The sequence below is a fragment of the Hymenobacter siberiensis genome (assembly GCF_018967845.1).
Taxonomy (GTDB): Bacteria; Bacteroidota; Bacteroidia; order Cytophagales; family Hymenobacteraceae; genus Hymenobacter; species Hymenobacter siberiensis.
In genome coordinates this window covers 1824493-1850840 of the sequence record NZ_JAHLZZ010000001.1, presented here as the reverse complement: position 1 = coordinate 1850840, position 26348 = coordinate 1824493, and the positions used below count along the sequence as shown (strand labels likewise).

The 26348-nt window shown below is 60.8% G+C and carries 17 protein-coding genes and 2 pseudogenes; 3 read left to right on the top strand and 16 right to left on the bottom strand.

What is annotated here, in order from left to right:
* Positions 1 to 70: 70 nt before the first annotated feature.
* On the bottom strand, positions 71 to 526 hold the full coding sequence (locus tag KQ661_RS07990; protein ID WP_216686104.1) for a hypothetical protein: 456 nt from the start codon (positions 524 to 526) through the stop codon (positions 71 to 73).
* A gap of 199 nt (positions 527 to 725) precedes the next feature.
* On the opposite strand from KQ661_RS07990, the gene KQ661_RS07985 reads away from it, so the two are divergent.
* Complete coding sequence (locus tag KQ661_RS07985; RefSeq protein ID WP_216686103.1) at positions 726 to 1064, top strand: hypothetical protein; 339 nt, start codon at positions 726 to 728, stop codon at positions 1062 to 1064.
* A gap of 177 nt (positions 1065 to 1241) precedes the next feature.
* Positions 1242 to 1637 (top strand): hypothetical protein, encoded by a 396-nt coding sequence (locus tag KQ661_RS07980; protein WP_216686102.1) that lies wholly within the window; start codon positions 1242 to 1244, stop codon positions 1635 to 1637.
* Positions 1638 to 2656: 1019 nt separating this feature from the next.
* Here KQ661_RS07980 and trxA read toward each other — a convergent pair.
* The 13 genes and pseudogenes from trxA to KQ661_RS07920 all read right to left on the bottom strand — a co-directional run bounded on the left by trxA (position 2657) and on the right by KQ661_RS07920 (position 23127).
* Positions 2657 to 2986 carry a thioredoxin gene (gene trxA, locus KQ661_RS07975; protein WP_216680136.1) on the bottom strand — a complete coding sequence of 110 codons (330 nt, stop codon included), beginning with the start codon at positions 2984 to 2986 and terminating at the stop codon, positions 2657 to 2659.
* 129 nt (positions 2987 to 3115) lie between these two features.
* Positions 3116 to 4825, bottom strand: coding sequence for a T9SS type A sorting domain-containing protein (locus KQ661_RS07970; RefSeq protein WP_216686101.1), 1710 nt, complete (start codon positions 4823 to 4825; stop codon positions 3116 to 3118).
* A gap of 2 nt (positions 4826 to 4827) precedes the next feature.
* Positions 4828 to 5361, bottom strand: a complete 534-nt coding sequence (locus tag KQ661_RS07965) for a hypothetical protein (RefSeq protein WP_216686100.1) — start codon at positions 5359 to 5361, stop codon at positions 4828 to 4830.
* A gap of 58 nt (positions 5362 to 5419) precedes the next feature.
* Positions 5420 to 7954, bottom strand: a pseudogene (locus KQ661_RS23030) (helix-hairpin-helix domain-containing protein); the annotation flags it as partial.
* A 12-nt stretch (positions 7955 to 7966) separates the two neighbouring features.
* A pseudogene (locus KQ661_RS22050) lies at positions 7967 to 10441 on the bottom strand (DNA polymerase III subunit alpha); the annotation flags it as partial.
* 266 nt (positions 10442 to 10707) lie between these two features.
* The gene (locus tag KQ661_RS07955) at positions 10708 to 13074 is read right to left on the bottom strand and encodes a LysM peptidoglycan-binding domain-containing protein (RefSeq protein ID WP_216686098.1); all 2367 of its coding nucleotides are present in this window, start codon (positions 13072 to 13074) and stop codon (positions 10708 to 10710) included.
* Between the two features lie 230 nt (positions 13075 to 13304).
* Positions 13305 to 16229 carry a TonB-dependent receptor gene (locus tag KQ661_RS07950; protein WP_216686097.1) on the bottom strand — a complete coding sequence of 975 codons (2925 nt, stop codon included), beginning with the start codon at positions 16227 to 16229 and terminating at the stop codon, positions 13305 to 13307.
* 88 nt (positions 16230 to 16317) lie between these two features.
* Positions 16318 to 16953 (bottom strand): O-methyltransferase, encoded by a 636-nt coding sequence (locus KQ661_RS07945; RefSeq protein WP_216680130.1) that lies wholly within the window; start codon positions 16951 to 16953, stop codon positions 16318 to 16320.
* An 85-nt stretch (positions 16954 to 17038) separates the two neighbouring features.
* Positions 17039 to 17485 carry a YDG/SRA domain-containing protein gene (locus KQ661_RS07940; RefSeq protein ID WP_216690634.1) on the bottom strand — a complete coding sequence of 149 codons (447 nt, stop codon included), beginning with the start codon at positions 17483 to 17485 and terminating at the stop codon, positions 17039 to 17041.
* Positions 17486 to 17488: 3 nt separating this feature from the next.
* A complete protein-coding gene (locus KQ661_RS07935) occupies positions 17489 to 18727 on the bottom strand; it encodes a M16 family metallopeptidase (protein ID WP_216680129.1) in 1239 nt (412 codons plus the stop codon).
* Positions 18728 to 18764: 37 nt separating this feature from the next.
* Positions 18765 to 19871 carry a glycosyltransferase family 9 protein gene (locus KQ661_RS07930; RefSeq protein ID WP_317196082.1) on the bottom strand — a complete coding sequence of 369 codons (1107 nt, stop codon included), beginning with the start codon at positions 19869 to 19871 and terminating at the stop codon, positions 18765 to 18767.
* Positions 19872 to 20036: 165 nt separating this feature from the next.
* Complete coding sequence (locus tag KQ661_RS07925; protein WP_168671949.1) at positions 20037 to 20501, bottom strand: Lrp/AsnC ligand binding domain-containing protein; 465 nt, start codon at positions 20499 to 20501, stop codon at positions 20037 to 20039.
* 406 nt (positions 20502 to 20907) lie between these two features.
* Positions 20908 to 23127 (bottom strand): protein-disulfide reductase DsbD family protein, encoded by a 2220-nt coding sequence (locus KQ661_RS07920; protein WP_216686096.1) that lies wholly within the window; start codon positions 23125 to 23127, stop codon positions 20908 to 20910.
* Between the two features lie 265 nt (positions 23128 to 23392).
* Between KQ661_RS07920 and KQ661_RS07915 the strand changes: the two genes are divergently transcribed.
* A complete protein-coding gene (locus KQ661_RS07915; RefSeq protein WP_216680127.1) occupies positions 23393 to 24727 on the top strand; it encodes a hemolysin family protein in 1335 nt (444 codons plus the stop codon).
* A gap of 58 nt (positions 24728 to 24785) precedes the next feature.
* Here KQ661_RS07915 and KQ661_RS07910 read toward each other — a convergent pair whose 3' ends face one another.
* On the bottom strand, positions 24786 to 25301 hold the full coding sequence (locus KQ661_RS07910; RefSeq protein ID WP_216680126.1) for a gamma carbonic anhydrase family protein: 516 nt from the start codon (positions 25299 to 25301) through the stop codon (positions 24786 to 24788).
* Between the two features lie 56 nt (positions 25302 to 25357).
* Positions 25358 to 26341, bottom strand: a complete 984-nt coding sequence (locus KQ661_RS07905) for a radical SAM protein (RefSeq protein WP_168671952.1) — start codon at positions 26339 to 26341, stop codon at positions 25358 to 25360.
* Positions 26342 to 26348: the final 7 nt, after the last annotated feature.

Sequence of the window (26348 nt, the reverse complement as noted above, 5' to 3'; positions counted from 1 at the left end):
TTCAAAAGTTTTGGGTAAGGACAAGGCTTACGAGAAGCAAGGGCCTTTTAAAATAGCAAACAGCTGGGCCTTACATTTTAGTTGAGGTCTTTTTCACCGTCATTTTGTTGGCATGGTAGCGCATATCGGGCGTGCCGTCGGCCTTCATCGGGCCGGTGCGCATCTTGGTGGTTTTGGTCGATTTGTTCTCCGAGTAATGCATATCGGGCGTGCCATCGGCTTTCATTTTGGTGCTGCTGGTGGCCGTCGACGATTTGGTCATGCCCGAGGGCGTGGTCATCGTGCTCGATTTGCTGGTCACAGCCGCGCCCCTGGTCGTGGTGCTCGACTTGGTCATGCCCGCCGGGTTGCTCATCGTCGATGATTTTACCGTGGTCCTGGTGGCGGGGGCCTGCATGGTTTTGGTCGTCGTCATTTTCGACGAACTAGTGCTCATCTGGGTGCCGGCCGGCGTAGCAGTTTGGGCATGGGCCACCGAACTACCAAGCAAGCTGAGGGAAACGAGGAATCCGAGAATGCGTTTCATGAGATTGGGAGTGAGAATAAGCTGAATGGTGTGATAATTCGCCTCTTACGGGGTTTCGGGCCGCGTGGTTGGATACCAATGCAGCTATTTTTTTACGCCTCCTGCCAACCTCGTTTTCTCCCTTACGGCACGCATTAAACCTTCCCGGCCGCCGGGCCTCCAACCCGCATCTTTTCCCCTATCACTGTTTTTTATTCCCATGAAAAAGTCCTTGTTTTCGCTCTTGGCCGCTGTTGGTTTTCTGGCCGTTTCCTACACTTCCGCAGCGCAGGTCGTTATGCCCGGCATCAATGCCCGCCAGCGCAACGAAAGCGCCCGCATCCGCCAGGGCGTGGCCACCGGCGAGCTGACCCGCACCGAAGCTGCCCGCCTCAAAAGCCGCGAAGCCGATATCCGGCAGGACAAGCGCGCCGCCCGCGCCGACGGCGTGGTAACCCGCGACGAGCGCCAGGACATCCGCAAGGATGAAGCCAAGGCCAGCCGCGCCATCTACCGCCAGAAGCACGACGGCCAGGAACGGCCCCGCGCCGAGCGCTAAGCGCGTCGGTAATACGGCCCCTTTTTCGTCACAAAAATCCCTGCATCTTTTGTCAGATGCAGGGATTTTTTATTAAATTATGTTTGATATTTAAAATATAATACTACTTTAGTGCAATCAATCACACAGCCGGCTAAACCAAGCCGGTGTATACTCCCACTTCCTGCCGCCTTATATATGAAGCACATTCTCTACTCTGTCCTAACCATCAGCGCTTTATTTTTACTCGGGCCGGCTTCCGCCACCGCGACCCCCACTCGCCACAGCCTGAGCGATACGCCCGCCGATGTGCAGCGCAAAGCCGCCGCCCGCGAGAAACAGACTGCCGCCCGTGAAAAAGTTGTTGCTGCTAAAGCGGCTAAGCAAGCCTCCAAAATGCAGCGCCTGGCCATCAAATCCCGCAAGGTCACGGGTAAGCTGCAACGTACCATGCTCGTCTTTCTGGGCCTGGAAGAAAGCAAGGCTGTAACCTCGCCGGCCCGCCTGCGCCGCCAGCTCCACAGCCACCAGAAACAGCTGAAGGCCCGGGCCCTCATGGCCGCCCGCGCCCATCGCCACCGCACCCACGAGTAGTATCCGTACTCACCTGGGTTTCTCAAAATACCCTTTGCCGCCATGGTAAAGGGTATTTTGCTGTCTACTGGTTTTCAGAAGTTGTCTTGCCCGGCTCCAGCCATGCCTCACAGACTTGCTATAAATTATTTGCTATTTTATTTAATAATATATATTTTAGCATGTAATTGACTGAGCCAGTTGTGCCGGGCTACTCTGGGGGCCCGGGCGGCGTGTTGGCAATACTGCCCCACTGTTTGTGTCACCCATTGCTGTATCCCATGAAAACGTATTGCTACTCGCTATTGGCAGGCAGCGGGCTGTTCTTGCTGTCGGGGAATGCTCCTGCGGTAGCTCGCCCGGCTTCGTCGCCCGCCGACAGCCCCACCGAAATCTAGCGCAAGGCCGCGCGGGTACGCGCAGCAGCCGCCAAAAGAGCCGCCCTCATAACCCGTAATAATGCCCGCACCACCCGCAAAACGGCCACCAAGCTCAACTACGCCATACTGGCACTGTTGGGCTTGGAAGCCACTCGGAAAGTTACCTCCCCGGGCAAGCTGGACTGGCAGCTGCATCAGCAGCAGCTGAAGCGGGAGGCCCTGCACGCCTCGCAGGCCCGCAAACGGCGTTGCACCCGCGCGCTTAACTAACCCGCGCTGCGGAATAGCCGCAGCGCGGCAACAGGTTTGTAGAAAAAGAGGGATAAACCGGAAAAAGCCGCGTAGCAGTGACAGAATCGCCCCGTTTTTCTGTCGCCGCTACGTGGCTTTCCCTCTTTTGTCCACCGCCCTGCTACAAACCTGTAGCCGCTACGCGGCTGTTGAGGTACTTCGCAACTTGGATTAACTAGCTTGGTTGCTCGTTGAACGCTTGTAAGCTGCATTTTAGGGCGAGAAACGAGCAACCAAAAACCTATTTGAACTCCTGGCTCAGGAGTTACCGACGTACCAGCAGCTGATTAAGACCGGCTGTAACAGCCGGCCACAAAAAAGCCCTTTGCCAGTGCGGCAAAGGGCTTTTTCAGCGTCAAGCGGTGGCGATTAAGCCGTTACCTGGGCTTCCAGCTTTTGGGCGAGTACGTGCTTGGGCACGGCGCCTACTTGCTTATCAACGATTTGACCGTTTTTAAATACCAGCAGCGTCGGGATGCTGCGGATACCGAACTTCATGGAAATCTGGGGGTTGGCATCAACGTCAACTTTGCCGACAATGACTTTGCCTTCGTATTCGCCGGCCAGCTCTTCCACTACGGGGCCTACCATGCGGCAGGGGCCACACCATTCGGCCCAGAAATCGACCAGTACGGGCTTATCGCCGCTGATGATTTCGTCAAAGTTGGCGTCGGTTATCTCAATTGCTTTGTGTCCCATTTCAATTTGGGTTGAGGTTAATTAGATAGAATAGTCTGGCGTATACGGCCAACGGGGTCGCAAGGTAGCAGATAGTATGGTAAAACAGCGGGGCCGGAGGAAAGTTCAGTGGGGTGGGCCAAGCCTGGTTTATTCTGTTACTATCACCAGCTGCGTAGTTGCCAACCGTTGGTTATCGGCGTCCAGCACCAGGAAATAAAGCCCTGCCGCGAGGCGCGGCAGGCTGCTCAGCACAAAAGTAGTGGAACCGGACGGATACGGTGTGGGAGCCAGCGGCACGACCACCAGCCGGCCCAGGCCATCGTAGAGGCGCAGGCGGATGCACCGGGCTTCGGGCAGCACAAGTCGTACCGATACCGGCCCGGCAGCTGGATTGGGAAACACGCTCATTGCCAATGCAACAGCAGCGGCGGGAGCCGAAGCCACCGGTGCAGCCGACGACCGGCTCAGGCGCATGGCCTCGGCATAGGTCGAGCTGAGGCACAGGCTTGCCACGGCATGGTTGGGCTGAGGCGCAAGCAGCCCCGTGCAAGGTGCCGCCACCGGAGCCGACCCCAGGTCCGGCACCTCAACCAGGGTGGCTGGGTAACGGGCCACCAGCAGCACCGGCTGAGCGGCCGGCACACCGGGCCGGCGCAGCTGCACCCATATTTTCACGCTCACGGCGCTGTCGGGGAGGAAACCGGCCGCGCAGTTCGCGGGGCCGTCCAGGGTAAACACGCGCCCGGCCAGGCAGGCGGCGCTCACGTAGTCGGTGCGCACCAAATGCTGCATGGGGCCGGCCGGGTCATCGGTGAGGGGCACCGGGGCTTCGTAGGTGCCAAAGTTGCCGGGTGCGGGCGTGCCGGGATACGTATTGCCCCCCACCACCAGGGCAGCCCGGAAATCAGTCACTTCCAGGCCGGCGGCCGGGTTCAGCGCGTATTCCAGGTCGGCGGGCAGGCGGAAGCGGTAGCGCAGGCGCGGCTGCCCGGCCGCGTCGCGAACGGGCTCGATGCTACGTTCCACCACGGGGCGACGCAACAGGCTCAGCACGCCCAGCGCTTCGTTGTAGTAGGGGTAGCGGCTCGAATCGGCCCCCGCCGCAGCCCCCGGGGTAGCCAGGCGAATGGTGCCCAATGATACGTTGGGCGTGGAATACCCGCGTAGGCGGCTACCCGTTTGGGCAAAGGCACTGGGCTGAGAAACCTGCGGCACGCCCGGCCCGGGCAGGTTGGCACTGAGGCCACCGAGGGTCAGAAAATCGAGCCCGTTGGTAAGGCGCTCGGTGCGCGGATTTTGCAGAAAACCGGGGCTGAGGAAGCGTCGACTGCCGGTGCTGGCATCGGCATCGCGGGCTTTGAACCAGTACCATGCGGCCGAGTCGAGGGCCACGGCCAAGGCCGCGTCGTGCGTTCGGGCCTGCAGCCAGTCGCGCACGTTGCGCTGCTGGCTGGCCACCGCGCTGCTGGTATAGCCCATTGTCAGAAATGCGCCCGGTACCTGGCCCACGTAGCCGAGCATGGGCAGGCCGCGCAGCGTAGAGCTCTGCACGTTACCAGCCCCGTAAGGCGACAATACCAGGCCGCTTACAGGCCCTGCAACGTTCACGCTGGGCAGGTTGTACACGGCCGTGGGATTACCGGGCACCCGGGGGTCGATACCGGCTACTTCCACCTCCAGCTCCGACCGAAATAAACAGGTGCACGGGTCATAGTCGAGCGGAAAATCAGCAAAAAACCACTTACCTGATTGGTTCAAATGCTGCCCAACGCCCGTGAGCACGGCCGCCACGCCAGCCGGAGCATCGAGCAAGGCGGTAGCCGGAGCCGCCACCCGGTTTAGCAAACCCGATTTCATAGCTAATCCCTGGCCGCTGGCAAAGCGCAGGCTAATAGAATGATTGATAGGTCCCGCTGCCGGTTGGCCTCCGTGGCAAACACCCGCATTGTGCCCGTAAAGCGGTGGTAGAGCACCACGTAGGGCAGCGCCGCCCCACCGGCCCGAGGCTGCCCGTGCTCGGTGTAGCCGAGGTTATAAGCCAGCAGCTCCCAACCGTTGGCGGGCAGGTCGCCAGCCCCGAGCAGGGACGTTAGCATGGGGTTGTCCGACTGCTGGTAAGGCGTGTAGAGCTCGTACGCCAGCCCTTGCCCACTATGCGGGTCGAAGCCATAGAGCTGGTACAGCCGATTGGCGCTGGAGCCAGTACCACCGGGCGCGAACCAGTTGAAGAACGTGTTGCGGCGGTCGGGCCGGAGTGGGTTGGTGGGCTGATTGGGGTCGGTGCTAATGCCAGTGGCCGGGCATGGGCCGGTAGCCTGGGCCCGGGCCGCCAGTGGGCCGCCCAGCAACAGCAGTGCCAGCAGGCTCAACTGTTTCAGTAAGTGGTGTCGCATTTTAGCTGATTGGGTAGAAATCAGGCGGCAAGTTACTATTCCGCAATCATGCAACCGCTCATATCAGGGTGCAAACTTCCATATCCAGCTCTCTCATCTTTTCGATGAAGGTTTTGGGTTCAATCTGGAAGCGGCGCGAGAACATATCCACTGCCAGGTGCTCGTGCGGCTCCACAAACTGGATTTCGAGCCGCTTGCTGCCGGGCGCGTGTTCGATGGCTTCTTCGAGGCGGTCAAGCATGGGCGCGGTGACGGTGCGCAGGTCGAGGCGCACGCGCACGCCTTTGCTGCGCTTTTCGGCCACGTCGGCCAGCGGTTCCATGGTCAGGATGCGCAGGTCCCACTGGTCCTGGGTGTGGCGGCGCAGCTCCTGCTTGAGCTTGACGTACATGGGCGGCACCTGCTCGTTGGGGTAGTTGCGCGGGTTGATGAGCGGGGCAAACTTAGTGTAATCGTCGCGGAACAGGGCCGGGTTGATGCTCGTCTCGTAGTCCTCCAGGGTGAAGGTGCAAAAGGGCTGGCCGGTTTTAGTGGTCTTGAATAATACGTTGTTAATCAGGCCCGCCACGGTAATTTCTTTGTTCTTGATTTCGTCGACCTTTTCCAGGCCGCAGGTGCAATAAGCATCCAGCTCCAGCTTAAAGGCATCGAGCGGGTGGCCCGAAAGGTAGAAGCCCACCACTTCCTTTTCGCGGCGCAGCTGCTCGGTTTTGCTCCAGGGCTCCATCTCGTGGATTTTGGGCATGGGCGCAGCCACGGCCCCGAAAGCGCCCGCGCCAAATAGGCTGTGTTGGGCCGATTCCTTAGCGGCAGCATGCTGCTGGCCCACTTTCATGGCCTTTTCGATGAGGTTCTGGTCGCCGGCCGGGGCATCGAGATAGAGGCGGCGGTGCTTGTCGAAGCCATCGAACGCGCCGGCCTGGGCCAGGCTTTCGAAGGTTTTCTTGTTCACGGTGCGCAGGTTCACGCGCTTGGCGAAGTCGAAAATATCGGAGTAGTTGCCACTGCTTTCGCGCTCCTGCACCATGCTTTCCACGGCCAGCTCGCCCGCGCCCTTCACCGCGCCCATGCCGAAGCGGATGGCCCCTTCCTGGTTCACGTTGAATTTCAGGAGGCTTTCGTTCACGTCGGGGCCGAGCACGGGCACGCCCTGCTTGCGGGCTTCCTCGATGAAGAAAGTCACCTTCTTGATGTCGCCCATGTTGTTGGTGAGCACGGCGGCCATGTACTCGGCCGGGTAGTTCGCTTTTAAATATCCAGTCTGATATGCCACCACACTGTAAGCCGCTGAGTGGGAGTTATGTACAATCAGTCCGTTAGCCACGAAGTTATGGTCCTCGGCCACGGTCAGGTCGTAGGTTGGCTCCTCACCTGCCGGCGTGATACTCACAACCTCATCCCAGAAAATGTCGCTATGTGCGACCTGGCTCAAAGCTTCCGACTGGAAAAAATCGGCCAGCAGGGCCAGGGTGCTGCGCCGGAATGCCTGCTTGGCCTGGCTGCCCTGCCCGATAAATTCCTTCATGCTCACGCCCGACTGCGCCCCCACTTCCCGCCAAGTGAGGCCACGGCCTTCGCGGGCCGTGGCAACCAACTGCCGAGCGTAGCGGTGCGGCACGGTGTCTTTGCTGGTCAGGCCGCGCTGCATACTGGCCAAGTAGGTGCGCAACGTGGCCACGGCCGCCTCGCGGCTCAGGCAGTGCGGGGCAATCAGGTCAGCAAACCGCTCCACGGCCTCCGTGCCTATCAGGCGCACCGTGTAGCCGGGCCGCAACGTGTCGCGGTACTTGAACTGCTTGGCGTGAATACCGCTCTGGATGCCCACGCGCAGCAGTAGGGCCTGCACATCGTCGGCCAGCTGGCGCGAGGACGTAGCGTAGAACGGCGTCCGCTCTTTGTGGTTGGCAATGAAGCCGTCGCCGGCCCACAGGCGGCCCAAGAACAGTGTTAGGTTGCTGTCACACAGCGCAAATATCGGCGCGGGTACAAACTTTTCGGTGGCTTTCTTGCCCGTTAGCCCCAGCTTTTCGGCCCAGGCATAAGACCCGCAGCGGCGCGGCCCGCTGCCCGCGTGGCTTTGCCGGCCCGTGCTGGCGCACACTTCATAGCGCTTCGAATCGGCACGTTGATAGATGCGGCCCACGGTGTCGGGAAACTGCCCGATGGCCGCCGCAAAGTCCTCCACGAAGTCGAACTGGTTGCCGAAGAAATACAAGCAGCTGGGGTGGCAGGTGTTGCCCTCCGAAATCAGGCCGGCCAGCGCAATCAGCTCATGTGCGGGCCAGGTGGCGGCGGTAGCAACGGGCAGTTGGCGCGGGGCTGCGATGCGGTCGCCGGGAGCCAGGTTTTCCAGCAGCGTCCAGCCTGTCGGCGTGCGCAACGGGTGATTGGCGGTGGCCCGCAGGCGCTTACCCTGCCGCGTCAGCACCTCAAATACGGGCTTGGTGCCGTTGGCAAACACATCGGTCACGGGCTGCACACGCAGGGTGCCGGCCTCGGTCAGGGCGTGTACGTGCAGGTCGGCGGGCCGCTGCGTATGAATTTCGGCCATCGTCCAGCGCCGGCCGGTGAGGGCATCGAACACGACCGCATCACCCGTTAAGCAGCGATTGAAGCCGTACTCCGCGAATTTCTCCATCACGTCGAACACTTCGTTGGCTTTTTTGGCCGGAATGTCGTGCAGGTTTTTTGAGCCTTCGATGAATTTCTCGCGCTCGAGGGCCATCTTTTTCATGTCCTTCTTACCCATGGCGCGGCGCAGCAGGTCGGCTCCGCCCAGGGAGTAGCCGGCCAGAATCTGGGCCGTCTGCATAATCTGCTCCTGGTACACCATAATGCCCTGACTGTATTCCAGGATGGGTTTTAGCAGCTCGTGCGGGTACACCACTTCCTCGCGGCCGTGCTTGCGGTTGATGAAGTTCGGGATGAACTGCATGGGGCCGGGCCGGTACAGGGCGTTCATCGCAATCAAATCCTCGATGTTGGTCGGCTTCAGGTCCTTGAGGTACTGCCGCATCCCTTCCGACTCGAACTGGAACGTGCCGATGGTATCGCCGCGCTGGTACAGCGCGTAGGTCTTCTCATCATCGAGCGGAATTTCGTCGATGTCGATTTTCACGCCGTGGTTGCGCTCAATCAGGCGCATGGCATCCACAATCACCGTCAGGGTTTTGAGGCCCAGAAAGTCCATTTTCAGCATCCCGGCGCTCTCAATCACCTTGCCGTCGAACTGCGTGATGAGCAGGTCGGAGTCCTTGGAAGTCGAAACGGGGATGTACTTCGTGATGTCGTCGGGCGCGATAATCACGCCGGCCGCGTGGATGCCGGTGTTGCGCACCGAGCCTTCCAGCTGCGTGGCCAGACGCAGAATCTGGCCCTTGAGGTTGTCGGGCGACTCATCCCGCCGAATCATATCCAGCTCCAGATTCTCGGCGAAAGCGCCGGCCAGGGTGGTACCCGGCTTGTCGGGCACCATCTTGGTGAGGTCGTTGGTCTGGGGCAGAGGCAGCTCCATGGCGCGGGCCACGTCCTTGATAGCCGACTTGGCGGCCATGGTGCCGAAGGTGATAATCTGGGCCACCTGCGTTTTGCCGTACTTCTCCACCACGTAATCGATGACTTTCTGACGGTTCACGTCGTCAAAGTCAATGTCGATATCGGGCATCGACACGCGCTCGGGGTTCAGGAAACGCTCGAACAGCAGCGAGTACTTAATGGGGTCGATATTGGTGATGCCCACGCAGTAGGCCACCGCCGAGCCGGCGGCCGAGCCTCGACCCGGCCCCACGGCCACGCCGATGTTGCGGCCGTGGTTGATGAAGTCCTGGGTGATGAGAAAGTAGCCCGCGAAGCCCATCGTCTGGATGATGCGCAGCTCATAATCAAGCCGTTCCTCCACTTCGGGCGTGCGGTCGGAATAGCGCGGCGGCTTGGTCATCGTCACGGTACCGTTGCCGGCACTGGGGCCAAACGCGCCCACGTAGGTCAGCTCGCGCAGGAATTCGTCGGCGTTGGCGAAGGGCGCGGGAATGGGGAAGTTGGGCAGCAGGATATCGCGGGCCAGCTTGGGGGGCGTGATTTTGCCGACAATCTCATTGGTATTGTCCACGCTCTCGGGCACGTCAATGAACAGCTCGTTCATCTGCGCCTGGTTCTTGAAGAAGAACTGGTCGTTAGCGAAGCCGAAACGGGTGTGCGGCTTGGGCTTCTGCAGCTCCTCGTCGATGCGGCGGAGCTGGCGCTGGGCTTTTTCGTCGCGGGAGTTGTCGCGGCGCAGGTTCTCCAGCAGGTCGTATTTCACCTCGCCCTTGCCGGTCATCAGGGTATAGTAATTGGTGCGAATATCCCCAATCGGATTGCTACGCTCCTCCCCGGTATTCACGCACAGAAGCAGGTCGTGGGCCGCGTAGTCGGTCTGGTCCACGTAGTGCGAGTCGTTGGTGCAGATGACTTTGACGTTGTGTTTCCGGGCCAGGCGCAGCAGCACCTGATTCACGTCTTCCTGGCTTTTGCCGGTGCCATCGAAATTCATCAGGCCGTGACGCTGAATTTCAATGTAGTAGTCCTCGCCGAACATATCGAGCCACCACTTCAGCTTTTCTTCAGCCTCGGCTTCGGTTTTGAAAAGAATGGTTTGCGGAATCTCGGCACCGATGCAGCAGCTGGTGGCAATGAGGCCCTCGTGGTATTGTTCCAGCAGCTCCTTGTCGATGCGCGGAAACTTGGAGTACACGCCCTCAATAAAGCTCAGCGAGCACAGCTTGCTCAGGTTGTGGTAGCCGGCCTGGTCCTTGGCCAGCAACAACTGGTGGTGGCGCTTATCCTTCTCCCCTTTTTCTTTGCTGAACGACTTTTTGTGGCGGTCCTCCACTAGGTAGAACTCGCAGCCCACGATGGGCTTCACGTTATACTTGTTGGCCTCGGCCACGAAGTTGAACGCGCCGAACATATTGCCGTGGTCGGTGAGGGCCACAGCGGGCATGCCATCGGCCTGCGCCTTCTTCATCAGCTTGCTGATGCTGGCCTGGCCGTCGAGCAGCGAGTATTGCGTATGGCTGTGAAGGTGCGAGAAAACGGGCATATCTTTTAATTACTAATTAATAATTACTAATTATTAATTAACAGTGGGGTTGTTTAGAAAGTCACAAAAGGCACTCAAACGGTCATGCTTCGCTGCGCTCTGCATGACCGTTCGGGGACTTTCTAAACAGCTTCAGTGGCTGGTTTTAGTAAAGATACCCCCGACCAGCGGGCATTGCCAAATGCCCAAAGCCTGCTGCCTGATTCCCTGATAGCTGCATTTATTTCGGCTCGCGCGCCGAAAGCCAACCCCCTTTTCGTGCTCTTTTATTTCGTAGCAGCCTGCACGCGCAGCACTTCGCCCAGCTTCACGGAGGCATCGGGCTTGTTGTTCCAAGCTTGCAGGTCGGCGATGGTTACCTGGTAGCGCCGGGCGATGCTATACAGCGTTTCGCCTTTCACAACGATGTGCTGCACAGCCGCTTCGGCAGCCGGCGCGGATGGCGCGGCGGTAGCTACCGCCGTTAGATTCGCTTTTTTGGGTACGTACAACAGCGCCGGGTTTATTTGCCCGGCAGCACGCGCAGCGGGCATTGGCGCGGGCGCTTTTACAGGTGCCGCTTTAGCCACCGGAGCTGGCTGCTGCTCAGCATCTTTCAGCGTTAGCACCTGGCCCGTAACCAGGCCATAAGGCGGAGCCAGCTGATTGATGGCAATCAACGTAGCGGGAGCAATATTATACAGGCGGCCCACGGAATACACCGTTTCGCGGGCTTCCACGCGGTGCCTTGCGTCGCCGGGAATGGCGCGCACGGCCACAACAGCGGCGGGCTTTGGCGCGGGCACGACAGCGGCGGGCACCAGGGCAGCTTCGGGCCGGGGCGCAGCGGCAATCGGCGCGGCCACTACGGCCGGAGCTGGCTTTGGTGAATAAACGGGCGCGGCAGGCGCAGCTACAGGCACAGGCCGGGCCGCTACCGCCGGGCGGCTGGCCACGGGGGCCGCTACGGTCGAGTCGGGCTGGCGCGGCTCATCGGCCAGGGGCGCGGGGGCCGGGGCGGCAGCGGGCGGCGGCAGGTAGGTTCTTTTAGCAAACGACGGCTGCGCGGGGGCCGGAGCCGGGCGCGCCGGGGCCGGAGCAGCTACCACCGAAGCGGGCGCTACCGCTGGCAGCGTCGCCGCAGCGGTAGTAGCCGTTTCCAGCGCTTCTCCCCAGCCGTCGGTGCTTTCGATGGTGACGCGCTTGGTTTTGCCGGACTCATTTTTCACTTTGATTTTGACCTTCACTTTGCCATCGCCAGGAGACCCCGTGCGGCGGGCGGCCAGGGCTTCGTTGGCCTGGTCGACCAATATATCCGTCTCCGTTTCGGCGGCCGTGGTGGCTACGCTGGGCCGCTCCAGGGCCGCGCCTTCGGGCAGGGTGCGGTATTCGATGGCGGTTTCGCGGGGGCGGGTGTGCTGGAGCCACAGCACCCGGCCGGGCCGCAGCTCCTCGACGCGGGCCATGCGGTTTTTGCTGTAAATGGCCTTCTGGCGGATGCCGTACTTCTGGGCCACATCAAAAATGCGCTCGCCGGGCGAGAGGACGTGGTATGGCACGGCGGCCACGTCGCGCTTTTTCTCCAGGAAATAAGGCCGGCCCGTTACCACCTGGTCGAAGGCCGATAGCTCGTTGTGTTTCAGGAACTCGCCCAGGCGCTGGTGGCCGCGCCGGGCCAGGTCGGCCATGGTTTCGCCGGGCAGGGCGATGAGCGCGCGCAGCTTGTTGAGGCGCACCTCGGCGGTGTTGGCGGCCACGGTGGGGGCATTCAGGAGCTGGCCCCGGCTTTGGAGGCGCTGGTTGGCCACAATGCCGGCGGCCTGGGTCACGTCGCCCACCGGCACGATGAGCGTGTAGGCTTTATCGGCAGGCACGGTGGCGGCCAGCAGCCAGTGGTTGTGGATGGTCAGCGCGCCCGAGTCGACGTGCAGCGTGAGGGCCTGGGCATAAAGCGTTTGGCCGGCCACGGCGGGGAACTCCTGGAGCAGCAGCTTCGGCCGGGGGTTGAGGCCGCAGGATGGCTCGAAGGCGATTTTTTGGGCCAGAAACATCAGCACGTAGGGCGAAGTGGCCTCGGTGATGGCCATTTCGGTGGCGTCCGCGTCGGTGGGCAAGGTGTAGGGTTTCACGCCGCCCAGGCCGGTGTAGTAGCTCAGCAGGGCGTTCATCCAGTTGTGCAGGCTGGCGTTGCTGCGGGTGAGGTAGCGGGCGGCGGCGCGGGTGCTGGTGGTGAGGTGCTGGCGCTCATCCACGGCATCGTTCACGCTGAGGCCCAAGCCGGTGGCAGTTTCCTGCTTGAGCTGCCAGTAGCCCACGGCCTCGTGGTTGCTGCGCGCATTGCCCAGCAGGGCGCTTTCCTGAAGGGCCAGATAGCGGAAATCGAGCGGCACGCCTTCTTCCTTCAGCACCCGGTCGATGATGGGAAATGAGGCATCGGCCAAATCAACCCGCGCCTGGAAAGAGGGCTGGTGGCGGCACAGGCCGTCGGCCTTTTGCTGCACCAGGCGCTGGGCTTCTTCGCTGAGCACGAGGTGAATGCCGGCCACGTCCATGGCGGCGGGCACGTCGGGGTGCGGGCGCGGGGCCAGCGACTGGGCGGCCAATGCGCCCGTCAGCGTTAGTAAAATCCCCAGCAGCAGAATCGAATTTCGCATAAATAACCCCGGGCCGGCAGCAGCTACCGCAGCAGCTTTCGACCCGGAAGTTACAAAGAACCTGATTTTTGCGCAAACAGCGGGACGCTCATGAGACAGAGAAACATCATGCTGAGCGCAGTCGACCCATCTTTACCGAGGAAGTAAGTAGCTACTATCGTGGTAAAGATGGGTCGACTGCGCTCAGCATGACGGGCATTTTATTGCTTTCGCTCCGGAAAATCCGGCCCTTACTGCGGGCCACCGCCGGGCGGCGGGCCCCCGCCCCCACCGGGCCGGTCGCCGCCACCGTCCGGACGGCTGAAGCCACGCCCTTCGCCACGCCAGCCGCCGCGCCCGCCGCCGCGCCCGCCGCCTTCGCTCGGCGTGGGGGCTATCACGTTGCCGCTGCGGATGTTGTAGGTAAACATCAGCATGAAGTAGCGCTGGAGAATGGTGGTTTGCACGTCCTCGTAGTAGGCATCGGTCACGTTGCGCTGGATGGAGCGGTTCTGGCCCAGCAAATCGAAGGCGTACAGCCGGATTTCGCCGCGCTGACCGGGAAATACCTTCTTGCCCAGACTGGCATTCCAGAGGATATATTGCTGGTTGTAGCCCGCCGAGAGGCCCGAGTAAGCCTGGTGCAGCACATCGGTGGCAATATTGATGCCGGGGCCCACAATCCAGTTCAGCCGGAAGCGCGTCACCTGCGAGAAGTAATTGGTATTGAGCCGCGTTTGCAGGGTATTGATGACGTAATTCTGGTTCGAGGTGGTGGAGGCCGTGAAATCGAGGTTGGCGCTGATGTTGGAGCTCAGCGTGAGGCCGGCCCCAAAGGTGGGCACGCGGGCGTAGTTCAGGCCGCCGTTTACCAAGCCGGGGGTTTGGGTGTAGCCGGCATTGGCGCTCAGGTTCACGTTGGTTTTAATGGCCTTGATGGGCCGGCCGTAGCTCACCAGCGAGCGCACCGTGTACTGCTGGCTGAGGTTGATGGGCTGAATGAGCTGGCCACCGGCGGGCAGGCGCACGGCGGGCGAGCCTTCGGGCGTCACAATAGTGTCGCGGGCGGCCACGATGGTGCGGTTCGAAATCGGGTTCTGGGTATAAGCCCCCGATAGCAGCGCGAAGAAGTTGCTCGACACTTCGGGGTTAGAGACCGAGTAGCGGATGTTGAGCGAGTGCTGAAATTCCTGGCGCAGCGTGGGGTTGCCGATGGTGAGCTGCAAGGGGTTAGAGTTATTCACCACCGCCTGCAGCTGGCTCACGCTGGGGGCGTTGGTATTGGTGCGGTAGAACAGGCGCAGGTTCTTCTGCCGTGTGAATTTGTAGTTGAAGTTGGCCGTCGGTAGCACATTCACGAAGTAGTAGCGCCCAATGCTGGGGCGCGGAAACTGCGCATCACTGTACAGCTCCGAATACTGCCCGGCCAGCCCGAAACTAGCCTGGTACCTGGGCGTGATGTGCCGGTAGGTGAGCCCGCCCGACTGTGTCAGATAATAGTTCTGGAACACGTTGCTCAGGCCATCGTTCTGCTGGCGGGTGTCGCCGGTGAGCACGTCGTAGGTGTATTTGCTGGAGTTGTTGGGCGCATAGCTGATGGCGTAGTTGCCCTGCAACACGTCCTTTTTGGTGAGGGCTTCGGTGAGCGCGAGGTTGGCGTTGATGCTGCCACCGTGCTGCGTAAGGTCACTGGCCTGGTTGAGGTTGTTGAGGCGCGAGCCGGTGTCGATGGTTTGCAGCGTGGTATTGCTGTTGCGCTGCGTATAGGTGCCCCCGATGCTGAGGCTGGCGGTGCGGCCGGCCTTGGCAAAACGGTGGCGCAGCAGCAGGTCGCCGCCCGTGTTCAGGCCCTTGTTGTTGGAGCCGTAGTGGCTGTTTATTTTGCTTTGCGTGGTGTCGGCGCGGCGCGTGAGGCCGTCCACGGTGCTGTTGGCATCGTTCAGCTGGTAGCTGAAGCGCGGGCGAAACAGGATGGAGTTGGCCGAGTCAATCTTGTGCTCCAGCCGCAGGTTGAAGCGCTGGTTGGTGTTGAGGCTGCTGGTGGTGGCGTTCTGGGTATAGGTGGTACCGACCGGCAGCACATATTGCCGGTTAACATTGCTGTTCAGCGTATTATCAGCCCGATTAAAGAAGTAGCTGGCCGCGAGGTCGGTTTTCTTGTTCCAGGAATTCGAGTAGTTCAGGCCCACGGCGTTGGTTTTGGTAATACCGCCGCTCTGGTTCACCAGGAAGTCGCCGGCGTTGCCACCGTTGCCGCCGCTGCCTCCCCCACTGCCCCGGCCGCCACGCCCGCCGCCGCCCTGGTTCGAGTTGCCCACCACGCCAAGCAGGTCTTCGGTGCCGAAGTTCTGCTCGTTCACGTTGTTGCTCTGGGCCAGCACCGACATCCGCTCGTTACCCTTGAACTTGTTTACGTTGCCGCTGGCCTTGTAGCGGTCCGGCCCCGCGCCGGCCACCACCCGCCCAAAGGTGCCGTTGCGAAATTCCACCTTGGTCACGATGTTGATGGTCTTGGTTGTGTTGCCGTCATCAAAGCCTGAAAAGCGGCTCTGCTCGCTGCGCTGGTCAAATACCTCCACCTTGTCCACCATTTCGGCGGGCAGGTTTTTGAGCACCGCGTCGGGGTCGTTGCCGAAAAACGGCTTGCCGTCCACCAGTACCTGCTGCACGTTTTCGCCCTGAGCCTGCACCTTGCCGTCGGTGCCGCGGCTCACGCCAGGCAGCTTATCGATGAGGTCGCCGGTGGTGGCATCGGGGTTGGTTTTGAAGGCGCGGGCGTTGAACTGGGTGGTGTCACCCTTCTGCACCGATTGGGCGGCGGCGCCCGTCACCACCACGCCCTTCAGCTGCACGCCGCCGGCTTGCAGGGCCAGCATGCCCAGCTGCACGGGCGCGCCGGCCACGGTCACGGCCTGCCGGGTTTTCTGGTAGCCCACAAAAGAAGCATCGACCACGTAGCGCCCGGCGGCCACGTTATCAAACTGAAACCGGCCCTCGGCATCGGCCGCCGCGCCGCTCTTGGCCGAGTCGGGCAGGTGAATCAGCAGCACGTTGGCCCCGATGAGGGCCGACTGGTCCTTGCCGTCCGTCACGCGCCCACTCACTGTGGTGGGGGCCTGGGCCCGGGCCGCCTGTAAGCCAATCAGCAGGAAAAACAAGACCGCAAAATGCCGCATATACTTGGTTAAAACAGGGTAGCGGTGTCTGACGGTATTCGGTATTCTGCGGCTGAGAGTTGGCCTGGTGGGTCAACGCGGGCGGCGGCTACTTCCTACGCAGCAGCAGCAAGCCGTCGCGCAGGGGCAGAAACACCGGCTCCACCCGTGGGTCCCGGGCCATCTTGTCGTTGAAAGCCCGCACCAGGGCCGTGTCCTTGTCGCCGGCTTTCAACGCGTGCGTGGGCAGCACCTTGCCACCCCACAGCACATTATCAACGATGAGCAGCCCGCCGGGCCGCACCTGGTCAATCACTGCTTCAAAATAAGCGTCATTATTCCGCTTGTCGGCATCAATAAAGACCAAATCCCACACTTCATCGACCAGGCCGGCCAAAACGTCGAGCGCCGCGCCAATGTGCAGCCGCACCTGCTCCGTGAGGCCGGCCGCTGCCACGTAGCGCCGGATGCGGGCTTCCTTCTCCGGGTCAATTTCAATGGTGTGCAGCAGGCCGTTAGCTGCCAGCCCCTCACCTAAACACAGCGTGGCATACCCGCAAAACGTGCCAATTTCGAGAATGCGGCGCGGGCGCGCCAGGTGGCTGAGCAGGCTGAGCATACGGCCCTGTACGTGCCCGCTGCTCATGCGCGGCATCAGGAGCTGCAGGTGGGTTTCGCGGGTGAGCTGGGCGAGGAGCGGCGGCTCGGGCGCGGTGTGGAGTTCGGCGTAGCGGTCGGTGGTCATGGGCTATTCGGGTTTCTCGCTGAGGTTCGCGGAGGAAAACGCCGAGGTACGCGGAGACGACCTCCGCGTACCTCGGTGAGAAATTTTAACTACAAAAACGGCCGGAGGCGAAAGACAAAACGTTGTACCCCGATTTCCCCGGCCCAAAGCGCGCCTCTACCACCCGGCACAGCCCCTCGTAGCGATAAACATCCGGCCCGTACTCGCCTGGCACCTTGCCGGGCACGCGCACGGGCCGGCCGGTTTCCTGGCTTTTGAGCAGGGCCAGATTGGTGCCAACCGCCAGCTGGCCGGTCACCTGCCGGCCGGTTTTGGGGTCGCGCCCGCCGTTGCCGGAGTAGCGGATTTCGGGCTCACCAAATTCGTCGTCCTCATACTGCCCGGCCAGCACGATGCTTTCGGCCACCAACGCCCGGGTGCCGCACACGCCCGCCCGGCGCGGCCGGTGCACACCACTAAAAGCCAGCTCGATGCGGTTGTGAAAGGTGTCGCCCGGCCGGTAGGTGCCTACGTGGCCAAAAACCGGCGGCAGCCATTACTTCCCTTCCGGCACGTATTGCAGCACGCTAAGGTGCTCCTCGGTCAGCACTTCATTGGCCATTTCCTGCAGCTCAGCGGCCGAAATCTGCTCGATTTTACCAAAAATCTCGCTCAGCGGCTCCACGCGGCCCAGGTCCAACGTGCTTTTGCCGAGGAGCTGCATCAGGCCGCCGTTGCTTTCCTCGCTCATGGCGAGCTGGCCCATGAGCTGGTGCTTGGCGATGTGCAGCTGGTTGGTGGTCAGCGATTTTTCGCGCAGCAATTTTAGCTCCTTCTGCACCAGGCCCAGCGTGCGCTTCACCTGCTTGCCCTCGGTGCCAAAGTAGATACCGAACAGGCCGGTGTCGGTGTAGGGCGAATACGTGCTGTCGATGGTGTACACGAGGCCGTATTTCTCGCGCACGGCCAGGTTGAGGCGCGAGTTCATACCCGGGCCGCCGAGGATGTTGTTCAGCATGAAGAACGGGATGCGGCGGGCGTCGTTCAGCGAATACGCCGGGCCGCCCAGCAGGCAATGCGCCTGCGAGATGGGCCGGGTTTCGGTCTGCGACTTGCGCTCGTAGCTGCCCACGGGGCGGCGGGTGCGCGGGCCCAGCCGGGCCGGCAGCGGGGCCAAGAATTTATCGGCCAGTTTTTTCACCGCCTCAAACGGCAGGTTGCTCACCGAGCTGAATACCAGCCGGTCGGTCCGCAGCTGCTCCTGCAAAAAGGCGTAGAAATCGGCCGTCTGGAAGCGGCTCACGCTCTCGCGGGTGCCCAGAATGTTCACGCCCAGCGGGTGGTCGCCGAATACGACGGTATCAAAATCGTCGATGATGGCATCTTCCGGGGCGTCCTGGTACATGCTCATCTCCTCCAGAATCACGCCCCGCTCCTTCTCCACCTCGCGGCCCGGAAAGATGGAATTGAACGTGAGGTCGGTCAGCAGCTCAAACGCCCGCTCGAAGTGCGTGCTGAGCAGCGCAGCGTAGAAGCAGATTTTCTCTTTGGTGGTGTAGGCGTTCAGCTCGCCGCCCACGGTTTCGAGGCGGTTGAGGATGTGGAACGACTTGCGCTTTTCGGTACCCTTAAAGGCCATGTGCTCCCAAAAGTGGGCCAGGCCCTGCTGGTGCGGGGCCTCATCACGCGAGCCGATATCGAGTAAAAACCCGCAATGCGCTATTTTAGTATGCAGTACCTGCTTGTGTAAGAGGCGGATACCGTTAGGATATTCGTGAATGTGATAATCGAGCATAAGTAGGGCAAAGGTACGGCTGGGCAGTCACGCAAGCTCAGGATAACAGCCGGCTTTCGGATGATATAACCGGCAGCGTAGCCAGTAGTTGCCCCACCTCAATGCCGTAGGCGCAGCGAAAGTGCCCCAACGGGCAGACCGCGTGGCCGTGCAGGCCGCACGGCCGGCAGGCCAGCGCCTCCTGGGTTTCGACGATGAACGAAACGGGGCTCAGCGGCCCGAACCCGAACGCTGGCACTGTGCTGCAAAAAACGGCCGTCACGGGTGCGCCCACAGCCGAGCACAGGTGCATCGGAGCCGAGTCGTTCACATAATTCATCATCGCCCCGCGCATGAGGGCGGCGGAGGCGAGCAGGCCGATTTTGCCGGCAATGCTGGTCACGTTGGCGCGGCTGCTGGCGGCGGCCAGGCGCTCGCAGGCGGCCACGTCGGGCGGGCCGCCCAGCAGGTACACCCGCACGCCCTGGGGCAGGGCGGCCAGCAGCTCCAGCCACTTCTCCTCGGGGTATTGCTTGGTGAACCACACCGAGGTCGGGGCCAGGCAGATGTAGGGGCCGGCCATGGCATACGGGGCAATGGCCGCTTCATCGGCGGCCGAGGGATAGAGCCGGGGCGGGTAGAGAGTTAAAAGTGAAGAGTTAGAAGTTAAAACCTCTGCGGATTTACCGGCTACTTTTTCGCTTTTAATTTTTAACTCTTCACTTTTAACTATAACCAACCGCAGGTTGCGCGTCACCTCATGGGTGCCGTCGCCAATTTGGTGGGGCACGCGGCGCGTGAAAAACCGGCTCAACGGGTTTTTAGCGAACCCGATACGCTCCCGGGCTTTGGAAAACGCCGTGAGAAAGCCCGTGCTGGCAAAGCGCTGCAGGGTCACGACGCGGCCGTAGTGCGCCGCCCGAATCTGGCCCAGCAAGTCCCACAACGCGGCGTATTTGCGGTATTTCTTATTCCAAATCAGCACGTTGCGGACGTGCGGATGGCCGGCCAGCAGGCCCTCGTTGCCGCGGCGCACCAGCACATCGACGGGCGTGGCGGGCTCGGACTGATGCAGATATTCCAGCAGCGCCGTCATCAGAATAACGTCGCCGATGAAGGCGGTTTGAATGAGTAGCGTGGCGGGCGGGGCAGGAGTCGTGGGCACGGCACAAAATTACAGCGGCGCGGGCACGTCGCGTGCTTGCGGCGGCAAGCTGCACGCACGCAGGGATTAAAAAGCAGATATGCGGCACCGACCAAGGCTATCCAAGCCTGGCCAATGCCGCATATCCTGGCTGCTGCTGCTGCTGCTCAATCTCAGCCGGTGCAGCTACGTCAGTTGCGTGGGTCGGTTCACTACTTCTTCCAGCGAAATAAGGGTTTCGGTGCGCTCAATACCGTCAATCGGCTGAATGCGGTCGTGGAGCACATCGCGCAGATGCTGGGTATCGCGGCACACCAAACGGGCAAAAACCCCGTAGGCGCCGGTGGTGAAGTGAATGCTCACAACCTCCGGTATTTCACGGAGCTGCTGCACCACGCTGGTATACACCGAGCTTTTCAGCAGATAAATACCCAGAAAGGCGCTCACGCCGTAGCCTAGCTTTTGGTAATCAATGCGCAGGGTAGCGCCCTGTACAATTCCCAGCTCTTCCAGCCGGGCCATTCGCACGTGGACCGTGCCGCCCGAAACATTGACTTTGCGGGCAATTTCGGTGTACGGCATTTTGGCATCCTGAATCAGTAAGTTCAGGATGTTCCGGTCGGTGTCATCAAGTTCGTAATTTCTGGCCATTTTTTGCGGAAAGGAGTTGGAGAGAGTGTTGAATTAAACGCTTAAAATTAAATTTATTGCAAAGCTCGAGTTAGATGAAAGAATTATTTGCATCATCTAACCATACATCTTACATTTGTCATAATCCTAGGCAGAAGGCCACGGTGCTAAGTAAGAACGTACTAGTGCTTGAAACAAGGCCGATACCTCGACCATGCCATTCGCTAAGTTCTTCATAAAAGGAAACTTCCTTTTGTTACGGCCGTGGTTGGATACGGAGGAGAAGAGGGGAAAACGGGGCTGCGCATCTGGGTGGGTGCGCACCTCACATTTGTAAGAGGCGGCCTCTGGGTGGGGGCCGCCTCTTCGTGCTTTAACTCGTCCGGGGATTGTGTGTGCTACCGCCACGGAATTGCTCAACTGATTTTTAGCGGGCCGCTACCGGGACCCGCTGCGTACGGTACTGCTTCGAGCCGGCTTGCAGGAAAGCGCTGAATTGCGCTACGTCGGGCTCATAGGCAATAGGCGTTACCAGGGGCTGGCTGGTTGCATCGTCGGCATCGAGAATCACATAGTACGGCTGGGCATTGATGCCGTAGCGCGTTATCTGGAGGTCGGCGTTTTGCTTGCCGAGGGTGGTTTTAATTTGGTTATCGTGGGTGGAGGTGTACCACTCCTTCTGGGGCAGCTCGGTTTTATCGTCCACGTACAGCGCCACCACCACGTAATCGTTGCGGAGTTGGGTGAGCACCTGCGGGTCGCTCCACACCGTAGCTTCCATCTTGCGGCAGTTCACACAGGCATGGCCGGTGAAATCGATAAAAATGGGTTTGTGCTGCAACCGAGCCACGCGCTTGGCCTGCTCCAAGTCGAAATAGCCGTCGAGGTTGTGAGGCAGCTCCAGGAACTCGCCGAAGCGGGGCGTTTCGCGGGCGGCGGCCCCGGCAGTGCTGGTTGCCATGGCGGGCGCGGCCCCACCCTCGGCCGTGGCCAGGGAGAAGTCGTGCTTGCTCTGGGGCGGCAGGTAGCCGGCCAGCAGCGGCAGCGGCGCCCCAAACAGGCCCGGCACCAAGTACACGGTGAAGGCGAAGGCCAGCACGGCCATCAGCAGGCGGCCCACGCTGAGGTGGTCGAGGGGCGAGTCATGCGAGAGGCGGAACTTGCCTAGTAGGTAGAAACCCAGCAGCGCCGAAAGCACAATCCAGAGCACGATGTACACGTCGCGGTTGAGCAGGTGCCAGTGGTAGGCCAGGTCGGCGGTGCTCAGGAATTTCAGGGCCAGCATCAGCTCAATGAAGCCCAGCACCACCTTCACCGTGTTTAGCCAGCCACCCGAGCGGGGCAGGCTTTTCAGCCACGAAGGGAAGATGGCAAACAGCGTGAACGGCAGCGCAAACGCCAGCGAGAAGCCCAGCATGCCCACAATAGGCGTGATGCGCTCGCCGCGCGCGGCCATACTCAGAATGCTGCCCACAATGGGCGCGGTGCACGAAAATGACACCACCACCAGCGTAAGAGCCATGAAGAAGATGCCGGCCCAGCCGCCTTTATCAGCCTGCGCATCCACCGAATTCACAATCTGGTGGGGCAGCGTAATTTCAAACAAGCCCAGAAACGACAGGCCAAACACTACAAAAACGATGAAGAAAATCAGGTTTGGAATCCAGTGCGTGGCAATGAGATTAGGGCCGTCTTCGCCCAACAGCACCGATACGAGCACGCCCATCAGCACATAAATACCAATGATGCTGGCCCCGTACACCAGCGCCTTGAAAATACCGCGCTGGCGGCTGTCGTTGCCGCTGGTGAAAAGCGAAACCGTCATTGGTACCATCGGGAACACGCAGGGCGTAACCAACGCGGCCAGGCCAAAGGTGAAGGCCAGCAGCGCGAAGGCCCACAGGCCGCCGGCTTTGTTCACGGGGTCGGCGGCGAGGGCTACGCTGGCCACGGCGGGCGCGGGCGCGGCCGTGGCTTCGGGGGTGGCGCTGGTGGCTGGGGCGGGCACAACTGCCGCAGTGGCTGCCTGGGCAGCCGTATCACCGGCAGGGTCGGCCGCCTGCACAGCGGCGGGGGCGGCAGCAGTTGGGGCAGCCGCTACCGCCGCTGTGGTGGGCATGGCAGCGGGCGGCATGGCCCCGGTGGCTTTAGCCGGAGCAGCCGCGCCGATGGCAGTAAGCGGGCCGAATTTCAGGGTTTCGCTGCCGGGCACGCATTTGCCGTCCACGGTGGTGCAACTTTGGTAGTCGGCATCGGCCACGATGCTGAGCGCGCCGGGCTGCAGTATTTTGATACGCTGGCGCATCTGGCCGGTTTTTTCCCAGAAGGCGACTTCGCCCTTGAAAATCTCGTCCTGCTCGTGGTGCGACTTGATGGCCTGGAGCTTGCCCACCAGCGCATAGGCCGGGCTGGGCTTGAATTTGAGCGTGAACACCACGGGGCCGACTTCATCGCTGAAATCGGAGGCGTAGAGGTGCCACTTGTCGTCGATGCGGGCGTTGATAATTAATTCGACCTCCTCGCCTACTTTGGCGGTGGGCTTGCTCAGGGCGGTGCTTAGGTGGGTAGGCGTGAGAATCTGAGCGGCGGCGGGGCCCATCAGGGCCAGCCAAAACAGCGCTGCAGTTAATATCCGAAAATTCTTCATTGTATTTGAATGACGCGTTGTGGTTGGCCACGCCTGGCTTCTTTCTAACCGGCAAAGAGCCGCTCTCGTTGCAATTACCCCGGTTGGAGGCCACGGGTAGTCGCTTCACCCGGCCATAGCTTACACCTACTTCAGAGCACAAAATTAAGCCTCGTTGAATGACAAACCGATGAGTTAAAAGTTCAGCAAGCCAACCACCTGCGCCAAACTGCGTACTTTTGGCCTACAAAGGCTTCCAGACCGACCGCGTCGCGGGGCCGCCGACATGGGTTTAAAAATACTTTTCACCGTTTTACTGGTCTTGGTAAACGGATTTTTTGTGGCCGCCGAGTTTGCGCTGGTCAAGGTTCGACTTTCGCAGATTGACCTGCGAGCACAGGAGGGCAACCGCTTGGCGCAGCTCACCAAGACCATGCTCCACAACCTAGATGCCTACCTCTCGGCCACCCAGCTGGGCATCACGCTGGCATCGCTGGGGCTGGGCTGGATTGGCGAAAGTGTGGTGGCGGAGGTGCTGCTGGCCATTATTCACAAGCTCGGGCTGGTAATCGCACCCGAAACCGTGCACACCATTGCCCTGTTCGCGTCGTTTGCTACCATCACGGTGCTGCACATCGTTATTGGCGAGCAGGCTCCCAAGGTGCTGGCCATTCAGAAGCCCGAGGCCACCACGCTGGTTATTGCCGCACCGCTGCGCTTCTTCTACATCATTACCTTCCCGGCCATCTGGCTGCTGAACGTGCTTTCTAACGGCCTGCTGGGCATGTTTGGGGTGAAATCGACGCACGGGGCCGAGATTCATACGGCCGAAGAGCTACGCCTGCTCATCGACCAGGGCAAAGAGAGCGGCGAAATCCAAGACTCTGAGCATGAGCTGATTGAAAATGTTTTTCAGTTCAACGACCGCATGGTGAAGCAGATTATGGTGCCCCGCACCAAGCTTTCGGCCTTGGAGGTGAATGCGCCCGAAGAAACCATTCTAGACCTGGTATTCAGCGAAGGCTTTTCGCGCATGCCGGTGTTCGAGGGCAATATCGACAACATCGTGGGGGTGCTCAACGTGAAGGACCTGCTGCCCATCATCCGGCGCGGCGAGGCCGTGGATTTGGCCCGCATCATGCGCCCGCCCTACTTTGTGCCCGAAACCAAGAAAATCAACCGCCTGCTGCGCCAGTTTCAGCGCAAGCACATTGTGATGGCCATTGTGAGCGACGAGTTCGGCGGCGTGTCCGGCATTGTCACCATCGAAGACATTATGGAGGAGCTGGTGGGCGAAATCCAGGACGAATACGACAACGAGGTGCCCGTGGTGGAAAAAGTGGCCGAAGACGAGTACCGCGTAAACCCCGCCACCCCCATCTCCGACGCCAACGAGTACCTCCCCTTCCCCCTACCCGAGGGCGAAGACTACGAAACCGTGGGCGGCCTGCTCAACGTCATCTACGGCAGCATCCCGGAAGTGGGCGACGTGGCCGTGCTCGACCCCTACGAGTTCCGCGTGCTGCAACGCTCGCGCCGCGCCGTGGAGCTGGTGCAACTCCGCGTGACCACCCACGCCGAGCGCGAGGCCCCGCGCGGCGAGCTAAGCGACGAGGTGTAAAGGGAATTAAGAATGGTCCTCCTGACGATGCAGGAGGACCATTCTTAATTCTTCATTTTTAATTCTCCAACCAGCTGGCATAAGTCTGGTAATTAGCAGCCGTGCGCTTCAGCCCCTCGCGCTGCTTCTCCGTCACGGGCTTAATCTTTTTGGCGGGCACTCCCGCGTACAGAAAACCGGGCTCGCACACGAAATTTTCGAGTACCACGGCCCCGGCCGCGACGATGCAGCCGGTGCCCACCACGGCGTGGTCCATCACGATGGCTCCCATGCCGATGAGCACGTCGTCCTCCACGGTGCAGCCGTGCACCATCGCCCGATGCCCGATACTAACGCGGCTGCCGATGTTGAGCGGGGCCTGCTGGTAGGTGCAGTGCAGCACGGCCCCATCCTGGATATTAGTTTCGTCACCGATGCGGATGCGGTGCACGTCGCCGCGAATCACGGCCGTGAACCAGACGGTGCATTTTGAGCCAAGGACGACATCGCCGATGATGGTGGCGTTATCGGCAACGAAGCAGTCGGCGGGAATGGTGGGCGAGATGCCGTGAACAGGGAGAATTAGAGCGGGCATGAGTTGTGAGGTAAGCTTTAGCTTGCCGTATCGGCAATGAGACGGCAAGCTAAAGCTTACCTCACAAGCAGCCGTTTCCACGTCCCCTTCTCCCAGTTATACTTCAGCGTACTCGGCAGCGCCTGCCAGAAATATTTACTGGTTTCGACCGCGAAGCTGGGCTGCATATAGCAGTTGATAGTGCAGCCCTCGCAGGCGGGCAGGCGGCCTTCAAGGGCAGCCAGGCGCTGGGTTTCGGGCGCGTTGTAGAGGTCGAACAGCTTGCCGTCGATGGGGAATTTCTGTTCGCCGAGGTGGTAGCAGGGCAGCACCAGCTCGTTGCTGGGCGAGATAACCAGCGTGGTGCTGGCGGCCCGGCACACGGGCGCGGCAATGTGGTTGCCGCCATCGCGCCGCAACTCGATGAAGGCTTCGTTCAGGTACACGCCCTTGCGCTTGCCGAAGGCCGAGAGATAGTCCAGCTCCTCGGGAGTGAGCTGCTCACCGGTTTCCACGTCGCCGTATTCGAAGGCGGGATTGAGGATGAGCACGAGGCCGTTGGGCTGGGTAATGTCGCGGTACACGGCCTCCAAATCCGCCAGGTTTTTGCGGAATACGGTGAAGAGGATATCCGGCCGCTCGCCCAGCTCTTTGGCTACGCGAATGCTTTCGAGCACGAAATCGTAGCAGGCCACGCCCCGGCCCAGGTCGTGAGTGTCGCGGTCGGCCGAGTCGAGCGAGAAATGCAGCATATCGACCTTACCGCGCAGCTTTTCGGCGTTTTTGGGGTAAAGCAGGCCGTTGGTCGTGACGGTAGTGATGAAGCCCAGCTCCCGCGCCAGTCCCAGAAACTCGGGCAGCTGCCGGTGCAACAGCGGCTCACCGCCGGTGAAGTCAATCACCGAAACGCCCAGCCGCTTGAGGTCGCGCAGGTTGCGGTCCACATCCTCCAGAGTGATGTAGGGCGAGGGCTTCTCCCAGATATCGCAAAACGCGCACTTCGCATTGCAGCGGTAAGTGACGTAGTAATTGCAAAGGACGGGGTGCTTAACGAGACGCATATTTTTA